The organism is Bacillus sp. PSXD-155 (genome assembly GCF_049310765.1).
Classification (GTDB): domain Bacteria; phylum Bacillota; class Bacilli; order Bacillales; family Bacillaceae_G; genus Bacillus_A; species Bacillus_A cereus.
In genome coordinates this window covers 288,585-309,384 of the sequence record NZ_JBMOWC010000003.1, presented here as the reverse complement: position 1 = coordinate 309,384, position 20,800 = coordinate 288,585, and the positions used below count along the sequence as shown (strand labels likewise).

Below are 20,800 nucleotides of genomic sequence, written 5' to 3'. Positions count from 1 at the left end.
AAAACATAATATATAACTTCAGTTAAATAAATTGTATAAAGAAGGTGTAAAAATGAAGAATAAAATAAATTTACAAATGCAAAATATAAGCTTTGTTATAATAATGGCTTTAGCAGTATGGTTAAAAACATATCTTATTACGCGATTCAGTTTTGATTTAAAAATCGAGTCTTCAACGCAAGAGCTTATTTTGTTTATTAGTCCTCTAGCCGCATCATTAGCATTTGTTGGATTAGCATTATTTTCAACTGGTGAAAAGCGAAATTATATAGCGCTATGTATTAATTTCTTATTAACAATCATACTCGTTGGAAATGTAATGTTCTATGATTTTTATAGTGATTTCGTTACATTACCAGTACTTGGACAAACCTCAAACTTTGGACAATTAGGCGGCAGTATTATAGAAATATTAAACTACAAAATTATACTCGCATTCGTAGACATTGTTTTCTTCTTTATTTTATTAAAAAAGAAATCATTGGTCTTTAAAACCGAACGTGTAACTCATTCTACACGCTTGTTATACTTTCTTTTAACAATTGGTGTATTCTTTGCGAATCTACATCTTGCAGAAAAAGAGCGCCCCGAATTATTAACGAGATCATTCGACCGAGTAATGCTTGTCAAAAATTTAGGCTTATATACTCACCAAGTATATGACTTAACACTGCAAGTAAAAGCCGGTTCACAAAAAGCGCTTGCTGATAGTAGTAAATTACAAGAAACTGAAAACTACGTAAAAGCAAACCAAAGCGAGTCAAACCCTAATATGTTTGGTGTAGCGAAAGGAAAAAACGTAATTGTAGTCACTCTTGAATCCTTGCAAACCTTCTTAATAGGAGCATCAGTCAATGGGCAAGAAGTTACACCATTCCTAAATGAATTCATAAATGAAAGTTATTACTTTGATAACTTTTTCCATCAAACTGGTCAAGGGAAAACATCCGATTCTGAATTTCTAATCGATACGTCGTTGTATCCATTAAATCGAGGGGCTGTATTCTTCACACACGGTAACAATGATTATACTGCGACTCCAGAAATTTTACGTCAGCAAGGTTATTTCACTTCTGTATTCCATGCGAATAACGCAACATTTTGGAATCGTAATATCATGTACTCTGCTCTTGGTTATGATCGTTACTATAATGAGCTTGATTACAAAATTACACCAGAAACAAATTTAAATTGGGGATTAAAAGATATCGAATACTTTGATCAATCAGTAGATATATTAAAAACTGTTAATCAACCATTCTATGCTCGTTTCCTCACTTTAACAAACCATTATCCATTTACGTATGATGAAGATACAAAATTCATTGAACCATACAACTCTGGTAATGGCGTATTTGATCGTTACTTCGTAACAGCACGTTACTTAGACGAATCAATTAAAAAATTTATTGAACGTCTAAAGGCCGAGGGGCTTTACGATGATTCTATTATTGTGTTATACGGTGATCATTATGGTATTTCCGAAAAACATAATCGTGCAATGGCACAGTTTTTAGAAAAAGAGCAAATAACAGAATTTGATACTTTAAATTTACAACGTACGCCTTTATATATTCATATTCCTGGACAAACAGAAGGTCAAACTATTTCAAAGCCTACGGGACAAATCGATATGAAACCTACTATTCTAAATTTATTAGGTGTTGATTCTACGAATGATATTCGTTTTGGCCATGATATGTTTTCAGATGAATATACTGGCTTTGTTGTTTTACGTGATGGTAGCTTCGTTACAGATAAGTATGCATACAAAAACAACACTTTCTACGACCGTATAACAGGTGAAATTGTAGATTTACCAAAAAAAGAAGCTCAAGCCCTCATTAAACGTGCCCAAAATGAATTACGAATGTCTGACAAAATTATTGAAGGCGATTTATTACGCTTCTCAGAAAGCAATAAAATTAAAACTGGCGAAGTACAAACTAAAATTAAAGAAACAGAAAAATAATCTATATATGAAAAAGGGAGCAACTTATTACAGTTGCTCCCTTTTTCTTTTATTCTACGCTTGTTTCTAAAGCTACATCCGTATAGGTATTATCATTACCAATATTTAAAATTACTTCACATTGACGCAATCTCAATTCAAAGAGCATGATAGAATCATGATAGATTTCAGGATTTGATTTCATCTTATGTAATATCTCTTGTTTTTCTTGTATTTCTATATGCGTGTTTTCTACAGCTTGCTTTAAGGAGTTAAATGGATTCCTAAAGAATATATTAATATCTCGCTCTTGTGTGTTTTCAAACAGCTCAAATTGCAAGAAAAATTTCTTCATAATAGAAGCCGTTACCTCAGTATAATCTTCATTTTCTACATACTGTTTGTATTTGTTATATAGCATAGATTTATTTTTAGGAAGAACTCCAAATAATTTACCGGCACTTTTCAGTAAAAATTGTGCTGGCGTAAATCGACGTAAAATATTTACTTCATCCATTTGTATTCTAGTCGTCATCCTGTCAGTATCTCTGCGCCAGTCATCAAGCACTTTAAAGTCACATTCTAACTGTATTCTATTTTCTCCAAATAGTGAATTAAGCCCTTCACTAAGTTCTTCTAAATACGTTTGACTTTGAAGAAGCTCATTATTAGAAGTTGCAATCCAATTTTGCATAGAAAGAGCAAGATTAGGTAATACAGTTTGTTCTAAATATTTATGCACTCTTTCATTCATTGCTTTATTTAGTTCCGTATCCATGTGCCCGAAATCACTTTCTTCACTAATTAAATTAGAACAGCTCTTTAATATCTTCGGAATATTTTCAGTAAGATCATTTGTAATTTCAGTTTTCATTGAACGATATGATTGTGTAATGAGATGAATTTTTTCCCGCTCAAATGCAGTAAGGTTATTAATGCTACCGTTTAGTTTCACTAGCATATCTTCATTCCAATTAATAGCATCCACTAGATTGTTTTCTTTCTCAACACGTTTATCCAAAAGATATGTAATTGTTTTTCGAATGAAATATAATAACTTTTCAGTACGTTCTGCATCTATATGTTTATGATTAAAGTTAAAATGAATAAACTCAGTTAAATCATTTAATTGTTGACTACTTGTATATAACGAAGAATAAGGGAAAATTCTCGCATGCGGGAAATATGTGTTTATTCTCGTTGCCGTATCATGTAATACCCTTTTCACTTCTGCTTCACTGTAAATGTTATCGATTTTATTTAATAAGAAATGAATTTGTAAATTTGGCGTATGTTCTTGAATACTTAATAGAATGTCACGTTCTTTATCAGTAAAAGGTGAATCCGCATTCAATACGAATAGTAATTCGTCTACAGAATTTAAATATTCGAATATTTCATCTCTAGTGTCGTTATTCCTATTAAAGCCAGGTGTCACTACAAATGTAAGTTTATTTTCATTTAAAAATCTGCATGGTAATTTAAATTCAACACACGCTCTATCTCTATATGTTTGATGGTGCTGAGACATCATATTATGGTAATCAGAGACATCTTCCGTTGTTGTAATTGCTGAGTCTGTTATAGCGTTTATTTCTATATGAGCATCATTTTTTAAAACTACTATATTTGAAATTGATTTTTCTAATATATTTTCTCCTAATATAGAGTTAATAAATGTAGTTTTTCCATTTCCTGAAGTTCCCGTTACTAAAATACGATTTGTTCTTAAATCTGCGAGCTCGTCAACTAGCCATTTAAATCGGTGACCTATTTCTATATTGTGCTTTTGTGCCCATTGTGTAATAGATTCAAAAAGGTGTAAGCTGTACTCTAAGCCATTTACATGATTAATAGAATGTGACAGTAAGTTTTCCGCATGTTCTATATTTGCTGAATCTATTTTGGAAGGGAAAATCTCATCCCATGCCAATACAGCTGCAGATGGAAATACAGCATAAGATGGATTGACTACCTTTAACCAATTTGCTAACAGATTTGGTATGATATCATTTAATTGTCTAAGCGTATATTGACCTTGAATTAATGCAAAGTACGTTTCTTCGTAAAGAGCAGAAACTTTGTTCCATATATCGGACGAATGTATTTCAATATGTAAGAAAAATTCATTTATTGTGTTAAGCCACAATAAGTAATTTTTTTCATTTTTATAACTGTTCCAGAGTGATGAAACCATTTGCGTAAATTGTACTTGATCTACATTATTTAATGTAGCTAATGCATCATAAAAATAGTCTGGTGAAATATGTTTAGTAAACCCTTTATCGATATATCCTTTTAACACCTCAAACCAAGGATACGATTCTATGCGAATTAACTCATTCACAGCAAGCTCTACTGCACTATCAAAATCTTGCTGTTCCTCATAAAAGGAACGGGCAATTTTTGTGACATTCGGATAATCAGGATTTAAAGAAACTGCTTCTTTAATAACACCGAAAGCTGATTCAAAATTATTTTGCTCAATGTAAAGAGAAAGTAATTGTAGTCTAATTTCGGTCATCAATATTTTATTATCAGTGGTAATAGAAGTATAAATATTTTCAGCAAATGATAACTGATTAAGTTCGAAATAAGCATCCGCAATATTTTTTTGTGCCCATGGTGCTAATTCATTACTAACCTTCTCCCATTTAAAAATAGCTGATTCAAAATCTTGATGACGATAATAAAATTCACCTTGTGCAAAACGAATATAAGACCCATCAGAAATCTCATTTTTTTCTTCGTTTACATAAGCTTGTCCAAGTACGTCAAGAGTTGGTTTTGTTCCATTCTCCATTAGGAATGTTTCATAATACATTTTTTTTATTAATTGTTTTTCTAATCTCATCTTTTCCCCCACTATATCTTGAAAATACATTTTTAAGATATGTCAATACTTTTTGTATGTATGCTTTTTATCTTAACAAAGAATATCTTTTGGAAAATTTCATTTTCCTTTCATTTTTCAAGTTAGATTGAATTTTTATGAGAAAAGTTTCAGTTTTTTTTCAATTCCCTTTCAGTTATGAAACAGCATTAAATGTTCCTAATAACCTAATAACACTATAATATTCCACATTATATTATCAGGAAAATCCCATATAAACCATATTATAAAAACAATCTATATTGAATTTATATACATAATTCACTGTGCTGTCAAACAAAAAAACAACAATAAGAGCCAACAGCTATTCATACCATTTCTTTCTCAAATTGTTTTCCTTTAAAATGTTTCAGTAGTTATGTAATTAAATTCCATTAACCTATATAAATAACTAGTCCAAAAAATATCTATATGCATATCATGTTATAGTAAAGAATTTAGGAGATCCTAAAAGGAGGCATTTTCATGTTTGAAGATAAATCTAAAATAAATTACCCATATGAATTTACTGAAACTACAACAGTTCCTCTAAAGAACCCCATTGACAAAAAATTCAAGAACGGGACAGGTACACATAACTTTCCAATTAAGAAGCACTATAAAGAGCAAGTTCTATACACTGAAAAAATCAATAATAATAAAAATAAATAATTGTATAGATCCTTATAACAATTAGCCAAATAAGAAGCAACATTTGGCCATGCATAGTTATTTGGTTAGTAATGTAGAAATCTTTATTATACAATTCATGCACCTTTTAAAAAGTGCTGTATACAGCGCTTTTTTATACATAGATAAATTTAAGCTAACGCAACCAAGAAATAAACTGCAAAATTACTCCACCTTATTTTCGTTTAACAATTAAATCTACATATTAAAAGGGAGCAACAGTAAATGTTGCTCCCTTTTGAAAAGTAATTTTATTCACTCTACATAACCCTCTTAAACATCTTCTCCAACTCATAAGTAGAATGATGCACAAGAATCGGTCTTCCGTGTGGGCATGTGTATGGGTTTGTTGTTGTACGAAGTTCCTCAAGTAAAGCAAATATTTGATCGTTCGTTAAATATTGATTTGCTTTAATGGATGCTTTACAGCTCATCATAATGGCTGCTTCTTCACGTAACTTTTTAATATCAACTTTTTTTAGTTTAACAACTTGCTCCATCATTTCATCGATAATTTCTGTTTCTTGTCCTTTCGGGAACCATGTTGGATGCGAGCGGACGATAAAGGATTGATGACCGAATTGTTCTAAAAATAGCCCGACTTTTTTTAGTTCTTCTAACTGTTCTTCGACACGTAAAAATTCAGTAAGAGATAGATCAATACGGTACGGTACAAGTAACTCTTGTACTTCTTGCGCTACCCTTCCTACTTTATCACGGAAGTATTCATAATTAATACGTTCCTGCGCGGCATGCTGGTCAATCATATATAAGCCTTTTTCATTTTGAGCGAAAATATATGTTCCATGCATTTGTCCAATTGGATAAAGTGGTGGTAAGTCATTCCCGTTCATTTCAATCTCTTTTATTTCCCGAACTTCTTCTTCTAATTCCTCTAGTTCAAAGTCCTCTTCATTACTGTCCCACGATTTCTCTTCTTGAATTGGTTCTTCGATTATCGGTTTAGTGGATGGTTGCCAACTTTGCTCTTCTCTTATGAGCGACTGTGGTGGTTGCCATTCTTGTTTCGGCGGTTGCCACAGTTGTGGTGGCTGTTTCACAGCCTGCGGTTCTTCTTGTTTTGCATCCATGCCAGTTGGTAAAACAATGTCCGGCATAGATGGTTCTTTCGGCTTTGCATGCTCAAACTGGAACTGTTCTTGCACACTTTCGTCTTTTTCTTTTTTCTTCGTTGTTACGCCTGCATCTGGAATGAGCTGTATTTTTTTAAATGCAGCTTGCAATGTTTCTTCGATCAGCTTTAGCAATTCTTGTTCTTTACTAAAACGAACCTCTAACTTCGCTGGATGTACGTTAACGTCAACTAGCATTGGATCCATTTCAATCGATAAGAAGCCAATTGGATACCGGCCGACTGGCAGTAATGTATGGTATCCTTGCTGAATTGCTTTCATTAGTACAAAGTTTCGAACGTAACGACCATTTACGATCGTTGACATATAATTACGAGATGCTCTTGTTACTTCTGGTAATGTTACATAGCCTTTAATTGTAAAGTCTAAAGATTCAGCTTCAATTGGAACAAGCTTCTTCGCAACTTGAATACTGTAAATCGATGCAAGTACTTGCCTTACATCACCGTTACCTGATGTATGAAGCAATTTCTTTTCATTATGAAACAGTTTTAACGATACTTCTGGATGTGACATTGCAATACGATACACGATATCTGTAATATTCCCGAGCTCCGTATGAATGGTTTTCATATATTTAAGACGCGCTGGTGTATTAAAGAATAAGTTTTGTACTGTAATATCTGTTCCTTTTCGGCTCGCAGTTTTCTCTTGTTTTATAATGTCTCCACCTTTAATTATGAGGTGTGTACCAGGCGCATCACCTGTGCTAGTAATTAATTCTAATTCACTAACAGAGGCAATACTCGGCAATGCCTCACCGCGGAAACCGAGTGTTCTTATGCGAAACAGATCGTTTTCATCTTTAATTTTACTCGTCGCATGGCGTTCAAAAGCGACGATACAGTCTTCTTCTGCAATACCATCACCGTTATCAATGATACGAATTTTCGATAACCCAGCTTCTTCTAAGTGGATTTCAATAGATGTACTATTCGCATCGATAGAATTTTCCACAAGTTCTTTTACGACTGAAGCAGGGCGCTCTACTACTTCCCCTGCCGCAATTAAGTTAGAGAGTTGGTCATCGAGTTTGCGAATTTTCCCCATCTACTTACTCATCCTTTCTTTAACTTCTTCTGTAAGCGATACAATTCGTTCATCGCTTCTAAAGGTGTCATATCAAGTAAATCAATTTTTTTAATTTGCGCAAGTACTGCGCTTTCTTTTTGATCAAGCACAGGCTTGTCTTGTTTTTTTGAAGATTGGTCTCCTCCAAAGAAAGATAGTTGTGACTCTTCTTCAGTCTCTTCTTTCTTTTCTTGTATTTCTGCCGGTTCTTCTTTTACAACTACAGGTTCTGGAACAACTTCTTGTACCTTTACTTCTACACGCTTTGGAATAATAATTTCTTCCTGTCCTTCTAGTTGTGCTAACACTTCTTTCGCGCGGGCGATTAAGCTATCTGGAAGCTCTGCAAGTTGCGCAACGTGAATTCCGTAACTTTTATCAGCTGCTCCATCTTGAATTTTATGAAGGAATACTACTTTTCCATTCTCTTCAATTGCTGAAACGTGTACATTTTTCAGTTGATCTAAACTCTCTTCTAACACAGTCAATTCATGATAATGCGTAGAGAATAACGTTTTTGCACCAATTTGGTCATGAATATGTTCAATGATTGCTTGTGCAAGTGCCATACCATCATACGTAGATGTACCTCGTCCAATTTCATCGAATAAAATTAAACTTCTTTCTGATGCGTTTGCAATTGCATTTTTCGCTTCTAACATTTCGACCATAAATGTACTTTGACCTGATATTAAATCATCCGCTGCACCAATTCTCGTAAAGATTTGATCAAATACAGGTAATACTGCTTCTGTTGCTGGTACGAAACAACCGATTTGCGACATAACAGTTACAAGTGCTAATTGTCTCATATACGTACTTTTACCAGACATGTTCGGTCCTGTAATTAAAAAGACATCCATCTTCTCTGGCATAATACAATCATTCGGTACATACAATTTCCCGTTCAATACTTTTTCAACGACAGGATGACGACCATCTTTAATAAAGATTTCACGCTTCGTTGTTAGTACAGGTTTTACAAACTGTTCTTCTTCACTAACTGTCGCAAAACTTTGCAGTACGTCTAATTCACTAATTACTTTTGCTAAATGTTGTAATTTCGGAATAAATACTTTTACTTCTTCACGAAGCGCTGTAAATAAATCGTATTCTAGTTGTACAATTTTTTCTTCTGCTTCTAAAATTAACGTTTCTTTTTCTTTCAGTTCATCTGTAATGAAACGTTCAGCATTAGCAAGCGTTTGTTTTCGTTCGTAGCGGCCTTCTGGAAGTGCTGCAAGATTCGCCTTCGTCACTTCAATGTAGTAGCCGAAAATACGATTGTACCCGATTTTTAACGATTTAACTCCTGTAATATCACGCTCTCGTTTTTCAAGCTCAGCGATCCACGTTTTTCCGTTTTTACTAACGTAACGATATTGATCAAGCTTGTCATTATAACCGTCTTTAATAATATCTCCATCTTTAATAGAAAGCGGTGGGTTTTCTTGAATACTTCTTCCTAGTAATTCAGTTAAGCTCTCACATGGATCCGCCCCTTGAATTAACCTTGCTGCATAAGCATTATCTAACAAACTAATCGCTTCTAAAATAGCTGGCACTTGAAGTAAAGATCGTCTTAACTGTAATAAGTCCCTTGCATTAACATTACCAAATGCAACTTTTCCTGCTAAACGTTCTAAATCATATACTTCTTTTAATTTTTCTTTTAAATCTTCACGTAAGAAGTAATCATTTACAAATGTTTCAACCATTTCTAAACGCTCTTCAACTTTTTCTTTCTGAATAAGTGGACGTTCCATCCACTGTTTTAACATACGACCACCCATAGCTGTTTTTGTTTTATCCAATAGCCATAATAATGATCCTGTTTTTTCTTTCGTTCGAAGTGTTTCCGTCAGCTCTAAATTTCGCTTTGAATGCACATCAATTTTCATAAATTGATTCGTATAATAAATTTCTACAGGTTGTAAATGATCTAATGAACGTTTTTGCGTTCTTATCACATAGTTAAATAAGCGTCCAATTGCTTTAATTAACTTTGCTTGCGAAACATTTTTCACAAGATGTTCTAATCCTTCAGGAATTGCCGTTGCATCTTCATATGAAATTGTCATTTTTAACGTTTCAGTTAATTTATTTAATTCATCTTTAGAAAATGAAGAATCTACAACAATTTCTTTCGAACCAGTTGCATACACTTCCAATAAAATATCTTCTACTGAACCAGTCAATAACGTTACTGTATTTTGTCCAGTCGTTAAATCATTACAAGCTAAAGCATATGATCCATCTTCAAAATGTGTTAATGCGGCTAAGAAGTTGTTTTCTTTCTCATCAATTGTACGCCCTTCCATCATCGTTCCTGGCGTAATTAGTTGTACTACTTCACGGCGCACTACACCTTTAGCTGTTTTTGGATCTTCCACTTGCTCACAAACAGCAACTTTATATCCTTTTTCAACAAGTTGTTCAATATAGTTTTTAGCTGCATGATGGGGTACACCGCACATCGGTATACGATCACTACTGCCACCATCTCGGCTCGTTAATGTAATCTCAAGCTCATGAGCTGCTTTAACGGCATCTTCAAAGAACATTTCATAAAAATCGCCTAATCGGAAAAATAAAAAGGCATCTTGATAGTCTGCCTTAACCTTTAAATATTGCTGTATCATAGGGGTATATTGCGTCATACTTTTCCTCCATAATTCTTACATAGTAATCAATTTTCATATATGTCACATTTCACGGACATCCATATCTCCTATTTCAGGAGTCTATCTTCATTATAACATATTTCATAAAGAATCATGTTCATTCAGCGCCACTTATGTAAAGTAAAAAGCTAGGAAGAACTTCTCCCTAGCTTTCTATTACTCTTCTTCTGCATCAACGATAAAGTTCGGATCTAATTCTTCAAATTCATCATCAGCAATTTGGAAATCATCATCTGATTCTACGCAGCCTTCAGGATTTACACTTACACAAATTTTCGTTTCTCCAACTACTTCTGTTACAAATTCACGTTCTACAGTTACAACAATTTTATTACCGTTTGGTGATACAAGCGCTTCTAAACAATTTGGTGGCTGAATAACACGAGCAATAATTTCTAAATCGTCACCAGAAAAGTTTTTATCACGATAACCAATGCTGACTTCGTCCGTGTAGTTCACGCGTTCTGTTACAACTTCAGTCTTTGTATTTCCATCAAATGAATACCAAGTGTTCACATCATAGAAACCTTCAATTTCCACATGCTTCCCATTCTTTCTTGCTTCGTACGAGTGGTTAATTACCCAGCACCCTAAAATACTTGTTGGTTCATTATTCGATTCACATGTATGCGTTGACTTTGTATACTTACGTCCTTTTCCAACCACTGCTTTTGTAATAATCTCTCTAAATTCGGACATTCGTAACCCTCCTCAATCACTATTCACTTAATCATATGCGTGACAATAGCGGAATGTGTCATTCTTTTTTTGAGAAGAACTTACGTTTAATCAACTAAAAAAAAAGAGATGTCAATATGACATCTCTTTAACAACCACAATTTCCTTTTTTACTTTCTACCGCTGCGCCAGTTTCACCCTTAAGTACATCGCCACCAGTTGAAATTAATATTTCATCTGTTACGTTGTTAGAAATTGTACTAGCAACTAACTGTAATAAGTCATTTACGTATGTTTGTGAAGATTTAAATTCTTGTACGACTGGAATACTGTCTAACTTATCTTGCAATGCATCAATTTCAGCTTCTACCTTTTTTAAAGCTTCCCACTTCCCGTAATGCTGCAAGTTTACTGCTTGTTTTTGCAGTGCTTTAATTTCATCGATTGCGCGCTTTACATTTTCATTTTTATGAATTTGCGCCTCTGCTTTCTTAAAAAAATCAACTTCTTCTGTTTCAGAAATCATTTTTGCTAATTCTTTCGCTTGTTCAACAATGTCATCTTTCGAATATACTTTCATCTATTATTTCACCTCAATCGGCTCTTCAACTAATTCCCCGTTAAGAGACCAAGTTTTTGCTTCCGTTACTTTTACTTTCACAAGCTGACCAATTAAAGATTTTGAAGCGACGAAGTTTACAAGTTTATTCGTACGAGTATAACCTGCAAGTACTTCCGGATTATTTTTACTTTCCCCATCAACTAACACTTCTACAATTTGACCTTTATAACGACTATTCTTTTCAATTGCCAACGTATTTACTAGTGTATTTAAGCGTTGAAGACGTTCTTTCTTTACTTCCATCGGTACATTATCTTTCATTTTTGCAGCTGGTGTACCTTCGCGAGGAGAATAAATAAATGTAAAGGCAGTATCAAATCCTACTTCACGATATAACGACATCGTTTCTTCAAATTGCTCATCTGTTTCATTTGGGAAACCAACGATAATATCTGTTGTTAATACTGCATCTGGAATTGCTTCTTTAATTTTTCTTACAAGTTCTAAATAATGCTCACGTGAATATTTACGCGCCATAATTTTCAACATATCTGTACTTCCAGATTGAACTGGTAAATGGATATGTTCTACTAGGTTGCCACCTTTGCCAAGCACTTCAATTAAGTGATCATCGAAATCACGTGGATGGCTCGTTGTAAAACGAATACGGGCAATATCAACTTTACGAAGTTCGTCCATTAAATCGCCAAGACCGTATTCTATATCTTCAAAGTCTTTACCATATGCATTTACGTTTTGTCCAAGTAACGTAATTTCTTTATAACCATTTGCAGCTAAATGACGAATCTCTTGGATAATATCTTCTGGACGTCTACTTCGCTCTTTTCCGCGTGTATACGGTACAATACAATACGTACAGAACTTATCACAGCCATACATAATATTTACCCAAGCTTTAATATCACCACGACGTACTTTCGGAAGGTTTTCAATTACGTCGCCTTCCTTTGACCATACTTCAACTACCGTTTCCTTCGAGAACATCGCATCTTTTAGAATGTACGGTAATCTATGAATATTATGCGTTCCAAACACCATATCTACATGCTGATTTTTTTGCATAATTTTATTTACAACAGATTCTTCTTGAGACATACAACCACATACACCAATTAAAAGGTCCGGATTTCTTCGTTTGAGTGACTTTAAATGGCCTAGTTCACCAAACACTTTATTTTCAGCATTTTCACGAATCGCACAAGTATTTAATAAAACTACATCTGCATCCTCAGTTGAAAAAGTTGGTTCATATCCAAGTGTTGTGAAAATACCTGCCATTACTTCCGTATCATGCTCATTCATTTGACAACCATATGTACGAATATAGAACTTTCGGCCTGTACCAAAATTGCGAAACTCTTCAGGTAATCCAAAATCCCGTTCAATTTTAACTTCTTCTTTCCCGCGCTTTTTCGCATCCTTTAAGGAAGGTGGTTGATATACACTTTCAAAGTATTTACTATAATCTTTCTCTTCTTTTTTCGTAGAGGAATTTGCTTGTTGACTTGCTAATCGTTGTTGCTCGTTCATCGGTAATCTCCTTTCACCCTTAACTATACACACTCTATAGTCCATTTTAATGCGCTTAGACTCACCTCAAAAATGGTTAGATAGCTTGGAGATAACTTGTCCTTTGAAACTTGAGTAATCAATCTAATCATTCATAAGAATGAAGTCTTCCCCACGCAAATAGACATTCCCTTTTTATCATTTCTTGTTGTCCTACCCAAAAGCATATTGCTTTATCCCTATAAACATTACCATAGTATGACGTGTTTCGCCAATTTTAACAATTCAGAGGCCCTTTATTATCTTACATTTCATAAGCAATGAACTTGCCATTTTCATACAACGATTTACATATTATTTTACCATTCTGAATTTTCTAAGTAAATAAAACTACCCTATATTTTTTGCACATAAAAAGGTTGCCAAATCGGCAACCTCCTCTTCTTACATTACATAAATTCAGCAACAAGCTCATCAAACATTTTCTGATCCATATTTAAATCAGATTTCACTAAAGGCTCTTCACTATAGCCTTTAACAAGTTCTTGATATGATGGTTGCTTAGTATTTTGATAAATCAAACCTGTTACTAAACCGTTATTTTCCATTAACGTTTGCATAGCCATCATGCGATTAGATGGATCATATCCCTCTACTGTGCTTAGTTTCGTTAAGTTCTCTTTAAACCAATCGTAAGTATTTACTTTATTATAAGTAACACATGGACTGAATACGTTAATTAATGAAAATCCTTTATGGTTAATACCAGCTTCAATAATTTGTGTTAATTCTTTTAAATCACTCGAAAAGCTTTGCGCCACAAATGTCGCACCAGCTGTTAAAGCCATTTCCATTACATTTAGTGATGGTTCAATTGAACCTTGTGGTGTGCTTTTCGTTTTAAATCCCGCTTCACTACGTGGTGAAGTTTGCCCTTTTGTTAACCCGTAAATTTGGTTATCCATTACGATGTACGTAATGTCGATATTACGACGAATAGAATGGATTGTATGTCCCATACCAATCGCAAATCCATCACCGTCACCACCTGAAGCGATAACTGTTAAATCACGATTTGCCATTTTCACACCTTGTGCAATTGGAAGGGCACGACCATGAATACTATGCACACCATATGAATTAATATAACCTGAAATACGGCCTGAACAGCCGATACCAGAAATAACAGCAAGTTCATCTGGATTTAAGCCAACGTTAGCTGCTGCACGTTGAATTGCAGCTTGCACTGAGAAGTCTCCGCAACCTGGGCACCAGTTTGGCTTTACACTGTTACGAAAGTCCTTAAATGTTGCCATTTAATACAACCCCTTTTTTGCATTCGTTGTAAATCTCTTTCGGCAAGAATGGGTTTCCATCATATTTTAAAAGACTAGAAATTTTCTCACCATTACCAAGATTCATTTTCATAATGTTAGCAAGCTGACCTGTTGCATTGTTTTCTACTACTACAACACGCTTCGCCTTTTTCACAAGTGGATCGATTTCAGCTGTTGGGAACGGGTGAATTAAACGCACATGAGCATGGTTTACTTTCATACCCTCTTGTTCTAAACGCGTCATTGCCTCTTCGATCGCACCACGAGTTGAGTTAAATCCAACAAGCAATACATCTGCTTCTTCATGCTTAACATTTTTATAAACAGGGGTATTAAACTTCAAGTTCTCCATTTTACGGAAACGTTTGTCCATTTGATCTTTACGGTTTATTGCTGATTCCGATGGCTTTCCAGTTTCATCATGTTCTACACCTGTAACATGGTGAACACCATTTTTCATACCAGGTAAAACACGCGGCGAAACGCCGTCTTCAGTTACTTCATAACGCTTGAAGTATGCTTTATTTTCACGTTCTGGTAATTCTGCTTCTAAATCAAGCTTACCACGACGGATTTCCACTTTATCTAATTTAAGTGGTTCTACTGTTTGTTTTCCTAACGAAAGCTGTAAATCTGTTAAGAAAATAACAGGAACTTGATATTCTTCAGATAAGTTAAATGCTTCTACAATGTCATAGAAAGCTTCTTCAACTGTACTTGGCGCCATTACGATTTTTGGAATTTCACCATGCGTACCGTAAATCATCGCCATTAAGTCAGACTGTTCTTGTTTCGTTGGTAATCCCGTACTTGGACCACCACGTTGTGTATCAACAATTACTAATGGGGTTTCTGTAATACCTGCTAAACCGATTGCTTCCATCATTAATGACAGACCAGGACCAGCAGATGCAGTTAATGTACGAACACCAGCATAGTTTGCGCCGATTGCCATTGTACAAGCTGCAATTTCATCCTCAGTTTGAATTACTGTTCCGCCGACTTTCGGTAATTTTTTAATTAAGTATTCCATAATTTCTGATGCAGGTGTGATTGGGTATGCTGACATAAAACGAGCACCACCAGCTACCGCACCAAATGCGATTGCATCGTTTCCAATCATAAACATGCGTTTTTTACCATCAGCTTTTTCAAGCTGCATCATGTTTACTTTCTCACCTAGTAATTCTTTCATATATTGAGAGCCGCGTTTAATTGCGTCCATATTCTTTTGAACGACTTGCTCTCCTTTACGACCAAAGATTTCTTCAACAACATCTAAATAAGCTGTTTCGTCTAATCCTAATACTGCACTTGATGCTCCAACAGCAACCATGTTTTTCATTAATGATGTGCCTAATTCTGAAGCAATATCTGTAAACGGTATCACATATAGATTTACATCTGTATTGTCGGGTATTGTTGGATTAAATTTCGCATCCGCAACTACAATTCCACCTGGACGTAGTTCGTGGAAGTTAAAATCAATTGTTTCTTGGTCAAAAGCAATTAAAATATCTAAATCATCTGAGATCGCGCGTACTTCTGTTGTACTTACACGAATTTTATTATTTGTATGGCCGCCTTTTATACGTGATGAGAAGTGGCGGTAACCGTATAGGTAATATCCTAATCGGTTTAATGCAATACAGAAGATTTCTCCTGTACTTTCAATTCCTTCACCTTGTTGGCCTCCAACTTTCCATGAAAGTTGACTAATCATCTCCTACACCCCTTTTGGCTGCATTCATTGTAGTGTATTTTTTTACAGTAATAGTTTAGCATTTTTTATGCAAATAAACTACAACGGACGCAAATTATGCCTCTTCTGATTTCCCTGAATCTTTAGTATAAAGCTATTTTGTTTTTCATTCTAGTATTAGGTCTTAAAAAAAGCAATAAAATCAAATGAATTAATTCCGAGTTTTCTGTATTTTTAAAACAAAAATCTTAAAAGCTTATATGTTCAACAAAATTTTCATATAAAAATCGCTCTACAGTAGATGCAGAATAGTGTTTACAAAGCTCATTCATTACATTTTCATAATCTCGATAAGCTGATACATTTACAACTGTTTCTAAAATCCCATCAAAATCTGAACCAAATCCTATATTGTACTCTCCACCTAATGAACAAATATATTCGATATGTCTTACTATATCTGTTATATTTGCTTCATTTTCATTCGTTAGAAACTGCGGTACAAAAGTGACACCGATCATGCCATTTTTCTTTATAAGAGCTTTAAGTTGTTCATCGTTTAAATTACGTGGGTGCTCGCAAAGTTTCATACAATTTGAGTGGGAAGCAATAGGATTTTTTGCAATCTCTATAACATCCCAAAAACTTCTTTCATTCAGATGAGACACATCAGTCCATACATGTAGCGCATTCAGTTCTTGTACAACCTGTTTACCAAAATTCGTTAAACCCGCCCGACGTGTCTCTAGCGCACCATCAGCTAAGAGATTGGCATAATTCCATGTTAGTCCAAAAGAACGTACTCCTAGGCGATACAACAACCGTAATTTCATTGCTTCTTTTCCAATTGCTTCGCATCCTTCTAGTGTTAATATCGCTCCAACCTCGTCCTGTTTTAACATGTTAATATCCTCTTTTGTCTGAATAAACTTTACACCCGATAGGGATAAAATTTCATTATAAAAAATATCTACCATTTGTAATGCTGCTTCAAATCGGTTTTCATATGCCACTGTTTCTGGTACATATATAGCAAAACATTGTATACTTCCTTTTCTTCTCTTTAACTGTTCAAATGTAATATGTAATTGTGAATCATCGTTAAAATTCCTTTTCCCTTGTGCACTCCATAACTGAAGAAGCACGTCACAATGAGCATCAAAAATTTTCATTTTCATTCCTCCATTATAAAAACAACCTGTTTGCATACTGCAAACAGGTTGTTTAAAACTTAACGAGGTTCTACAATTAATTTTATTGCTGTACGCTCTTCGCCATCAATCATAATATCTGTAAACGCTGGGATACAAATCAGGTCCAAACCACTAGGCGCTACAAATCCTCTTGCGATTGCTACTGCCTTTACCGCTTGGTTCAATGCACCTGCACCAATAGCTTGAATTTCTGCTGTTCCGCGTTCGCGAATAACACCTGCAAGTGCACCAGCTACAGAATTAGGGACCGACGTTGCTTTAACTTTTAATATTTCCATTCCGCGTTTCCTCCTCGTTTCTTTAAAAAGTATTAGCAATTATTTCACTTTAACTTATATTCACGAGAAATGGCGCGTATTCCTGCTAAATTTTCGTAATTTTTCTAAAAAATTAAAATATAATAACTTATCTAAAATTTAACGGAAATTTACTCAAAAAATGGTTGATCGTCATTAATTAAAATGCGCTCAATTTTCTTTGCTTTTCCTGTATTTGGATCCACATCAATTAACACTGCACTTAATTGCGTTCTGCCATTTGTTACTTCAAATCGTACTGGTAAGTTTGTTAAAAACTTCTTCAATACTGCTTCTCTGTCCATACCTAATATTCCGTCATATGGCCCTGTCATCCCAACATCTGTAATGTATGCTGTTCCGCTTGGTAAAATACGGTTATCTGCTGTAGGGACATGCGTATGCGTACCTACTACTGCTGTAGCACGCCCATCTACATACCAACCTAGCGCTTGTTTTTCACTTGTAGTCTCCGCATGGAAATCAACAAAGATAATATTCGTACGTTTTTTCGCAATATTAATTAATTCATCCACTTTACGGAATGGACAATCAATCGGAGGAAGGAAAGTACGTCCTTGTAAGTTAATAACTGCAACTTCTGTTCCATTACAGTTCACAAAGATAAGTCCTTTTCCTGGAGTTCCTTCTGGGAAGTTAGCTGGTCTTGCAAGATATTTTGCATCATCGATGAATTCAAATACTTCACGATTATCCCAAGCGTGGTTTCCAAGTGTAACTGCTTGCGCCCCACATTCTAAAAAGTTTCGATATATTTTTTCTGTAATCCCACGGCCACCTGCTGCGTTTTCTCCATTAATGATTGTTACTGTAGGTGTATATTTTTTCTTTAATGCCGGTACGTATTGTTGAATCATACCTCTACCAGGAGATCCTACTACATCCCCAACAAATAATATTCTCATATGTCTTACCCTTTCTATGTACTGCATTTTTTATTGCTATAGCATTAAGGAAATTCCTTATAATATGTTTATTATAAGTTTGTTTCACTTTTACGCTATATAACTAACTGTCTTTATTTTATCCAATTCCAACACAAAAAAATAAAGTGGTGTTTCACCACTTTATTTTGCGTATTCCACTGCACGTGTTTCACGAATAACAGTTACTTTAATATGTCCTGGGTAATCCAGTTCATTTTCAATACGTTTTCGGATATCACGAGCTAAACGATGAGCTTCTAAATCATCGATTGTATCTGGTTTTACCAAAATACGAACTTCACGTCCTGCTTGAATTGCAAATGATTTTTCAACGCCTTCATAAGACTCTGAAATCTCTTCTAACTTTTCAAGACGACGAATGTAGTTTTCAAGCGTTTCACTACGAGCTCCCGGTCTTGCAGCTGATAAAGCATCTGCTGCTGCAACTAAAACTGCAATGATAGAAGTTGGTTCTGTGTCACCATGGTGAGATGCGATACTGTTTATAACTACAGGATGCTCTTTATATTTCGTTGCGAGTTCAACACCAATTTCAACGTGGCTACCTTCTACTTCATGGTCAATCGCTTTTCCGATATCATGTAATAGACCAGCACGTCTTGCTAGTTTTTCATCCTCGCCAAGCTCTGCTGCCATAAGTCCAGTTAAATATGCAACTTCCATAGAGTGTTTTAAGACGTTTTGTCCATAACTTGTACGGTATTTTAAACGACCTAAAATTTTAATTAAATCTGGGTGTAATCCATGAACACCCACTTCAAACGTTGTTTGCTCTCCGACTTCACGAATATACTCGTCCACTTCACGTCTTGATTTTTCGACCATCTCTTCAATACGCGCTGGGTGAATACGTCCGTCCTGTACTAGTTTATCAAGAGCGATACGAGCTGTTTCACGACGAATTGGATCGAATCCAGAAAGGATTACCGCCTCTGGTGTATCATCGATAATTAAGTCAATACCCGTTAACGTTTCTAACGTACGAATATTACGACCTTCACGCCCGATAATACGTCCCTTCATTTCGTCATTTGGAAGATTTACAACCGAAACGGTTGTTTCAGCAACATGATCAGCTGCACATCTTTGCATTGCAAGAGATAAAATCTCTTTTGCTTTCTTATCCGCTTCTTCTTTCGCGCGAACTTCACTTTCTTTTACCATAACAGCGATTTCATGAGAAACTTCATTTTCTACTTTACCAAGAATAATTGCTTTCGCTTGTTCGCGTGTCAGATTGGAAATGCGCTCTAATTCTGTTTGTTGCTTTTGAACTAACTCTCCCACTTTGCTTTCCAACTCTTCAATCTGTTGTTGTCTCGCTACAAGAGAATCCTCTTTCTTCTCTAACTGCTGCTCGCGTTTATCGAGCGTTTCGTCTTTACGATCAAGGTTCTCTTCTTTTTGCATTAAACGATTTTCTTGTTTTTGTAATTCGCTTCTACGGTCACGAATTTCTAATTCAGCTTCTGTACGAAGTGTATGAATTTCATCCTTTGCTTCTAAAAGCGCTTCTTTCTTAAGTGCTTCAGCCTCACGATTCGCTTCGTCTAGAATACGTTTCGCTTCATTAGCCGCACCATTAATCTTCGCTTCAGCAATAGACTTTCGAACAAAAAAGCCAACAACTGCACCGACTGTTGTTGCAAGCAAAATGGAGATGAGTATCCAAACTGTACTACTCATGATTTCACCTCCCCTTGCTATGAATGAAAAAAGACTGTCGGCATGTACATTAAATTACAACATACAGCAAAGACCGTCGTCCCGCTTTTTTAAGGGACTTTCTTCATTTCACAATTAAAATGTCATATTATTATTTCGGTAAGTTTTAAACCTTACTCCGAATATTACTTCTCTTCTTGAGAAGAGTATATCGTATATAAGAAAAAATATACATTCTCATTGTATCTATCGTAATTTTCATTGTCAAGCGTTGTCTACTTTTACTTTCTTTACCTTCAGTCCTGAATGTTATCTGAATTTGAAAAATTGATAGCATATTATCCTGGAAAACCTTAGTAAATACCATTTTATTCCCTTAAAACGCATGAATATTCCTCTTTACACATCCCATTTGAGTCAAAAAAA

At 34.9% G+C, this 20,800-nt stretch carries 14 protein-coding genes; 2 read left to right on the top strand and 12 right to left on the bottom strand.

The features are described from left to right. Positions 1-52: 52 nt before the first annotated feature. A complete protein-coding gene (locus ACO6VI_RS04350) occupies positions 53-1,972 on the top strand; it encodes an LTA synthase family protein (RefSeq protein WP_422423003.1) in 1,920 nt (639 codons plus the stop codon). Between the two features lie 49 nt (positions 1,973-2,021). Here ACO6VI_RS04350 and ACO6VI_RS04345 read toward each other — a convergent pair whose 3' ends face one another. Further along, positions 2,022-4,805 (bottom strand): dynamin family protein, encoded by a 2,784-nt coding sequence (locus tag ACO6VI_RS04345; protein ID WP_063548431.1) that lies wholly within the window; start codon positions 4,803-4,805, stop codon positions 2,022-2,024. Between the two features lie 504 nt (positions 4,806-5,309). Between ACO6VI_RS04345 and ACO6VI_RS04340 the strand changes: the two genes are divergently transcribed. After that, positions 5,310-5,495: a hypothetical protein gene (locus ACO6VI_RS04340; protein ID WP_000461138.1), complete on the top strand. Its 186-nt coding sequence runs from the start codon at positions 5,310-5,312 to the stop codon at positions 5,493-5,495. Between the two features lie 278 nt (positions 5,496-5,773). Here ACO6VI_RS04340 and mutL read toward each other — a convergent pair whose 3' ends face one another. The 11 genes from mutL to rny all read right to left on the bottom strand — a co-directional run bounded on the left by mutL (position 5,774) and on the right by rny (position 20,395). Continuing rightward, the gene (gene mutL, locus ACO6VI_RS04335; RefSeq protein WP_023522824.1) at positions 5,774-7,717 is read right to left on the bottom strand and encodes a DNA mismatch repair endonuclease MutL; all 1,944 of its coding nucleotides are present in this window, start codon (positions 7,715-7,717) and stop codon (positions 5,774-5,776) included. 8 nt (positions 7,718-7,725) lie between these two features. Then, on the bottom strand, positions 7,726-10,398 hold the full coding sequence (mutS, locus tag ACO6VI_RS04330; protein ID WP_000195993.1) for a DNA mismatch repair protein MutS: 2,673 nt from the start codon (positions 10,396-10,398) through the stop codon (positions 7,726-7,728). Between the two features lie 180 nt (positions 10,399-10,578). After that, positions 10,579-11,121, bottom strand: coding sequence for an outer spore coat protein CotE (cotE, locus tag ACO6VI_RS04325; RefSeq protein WP_001288799.1), 543 nt, complete (start codon positions 11,119-11,121; stop codon positions 10,579-10,581). Between the two features lie 127 nt (positions 11,122-11,248). After that, positions 11,249-11,680, bottom strand: a complete 432-nt coding sequence (locus tag ACO6VI_RS04320) for a RicAFT regulatory complex protein RicA family protein (protein WP_000870460.1) — start codon at positions 11,678-11,680, stop codon at positions 11,249-11,251. Positions 11,681-11,683: 3 nt separating this feature from the next. Beyond that, entirely contained in the window at positions 11,684-13,213 is a 1,530-nt protein-coding gene (gene miaB, locus ACO6VI_RS04315; protein ID WP_001005391.1) for a tRNA (N6-isopentenyl adenosine(37)-C2)-methylthiotransferase MiaB, read from the bottom strand. A gap of 428 nt (positions 13,214-13,641) precedes the next feature. Then, positions 13,642-14,508, bottom strand: a complete 867-nt coding sequence (locus ACO6VI_RS04310; protein WP_000190155.1) for a 2-oxoacid:ferredoxin oxidoreductase subunit beta — start codon at positions 14,506-14,508, stop codon at positions 13,642-13,644. Beyond that, positions 14,495-16,252 (bottom strand): 2-oxoacid:acceptor oxidoreductase subunit alpha, encoded by a 1,758-nt coding sequence (locus ACO6VI_RS04305; protein WP_000625417.1) that lies wholly within the window; start codon positions 16,250-16,252, stop codon positions 14,495-14,497. The genes ACO6VI_RS04310 and ACO6VI_RS04305 overlap by 14 nt, the downstream gene beginning before the upstream one ends. A gap of 227 nt (positions 16,253-16,479) precedes the next feature. Further along, positions 16,480-17,403 carry a dipeptidase gene (locus ACO6VI_RS04300; RefSeq protein ID WP_000688049.1) on the bottom strand — a complete coding sequence of 308 codons (924 nt, stop codon included), beginning with the start codon at positions 17,401-17,403 and terminating at the stop codon, positions 16,480-16,482. Positions 17,404-17,462: 59 nt separating this feature from the next. Next, the gene (gene spoVS / locus ACO6VI_RS04295) at positions 17,463-17,723 is read right to left on the bottom strand and encodes a stage V sporulation protein SpoVS (protein ID WP_000404341.1); all 261 of its coding nucleotides are present in this window, start codon (positions 17,721-17,723) and stop codon (positions 17,463-17,465) included. A 149-nt stretch (positions 17,724-17,872) separates the two neighbouring features. Then, the gene (locus tag ACO6VI_RS04290) at positions 17,873-18,667 is read right to left on the bottom strand and encodes a TIGR00282 family metallophosphoesterase (RefSeq protein ID WP_001221095.1); all 795 of its coding nucleotides are present in this window, start codon (positions 18,665-18,667) and stop codon (positions 17,873-17,875) included. Positions 18,668-18,829: 162 nt separating this feature from the next. Then, the gene (gene rny, locus ACO6VI_RS04285; RefSeq protein WP_000099769.1) at positions 18,830-20,395 is read right to left on the bottom strand and encodes a ribonuclease Y; all 1,566 of its coding nucleotides are present in this window, start codon (positions 20,393-20,395) and stop codon (positions 18,830-18,832) included. Positions 20,396-20,800 lie beyond the last annotated feature (405 nt).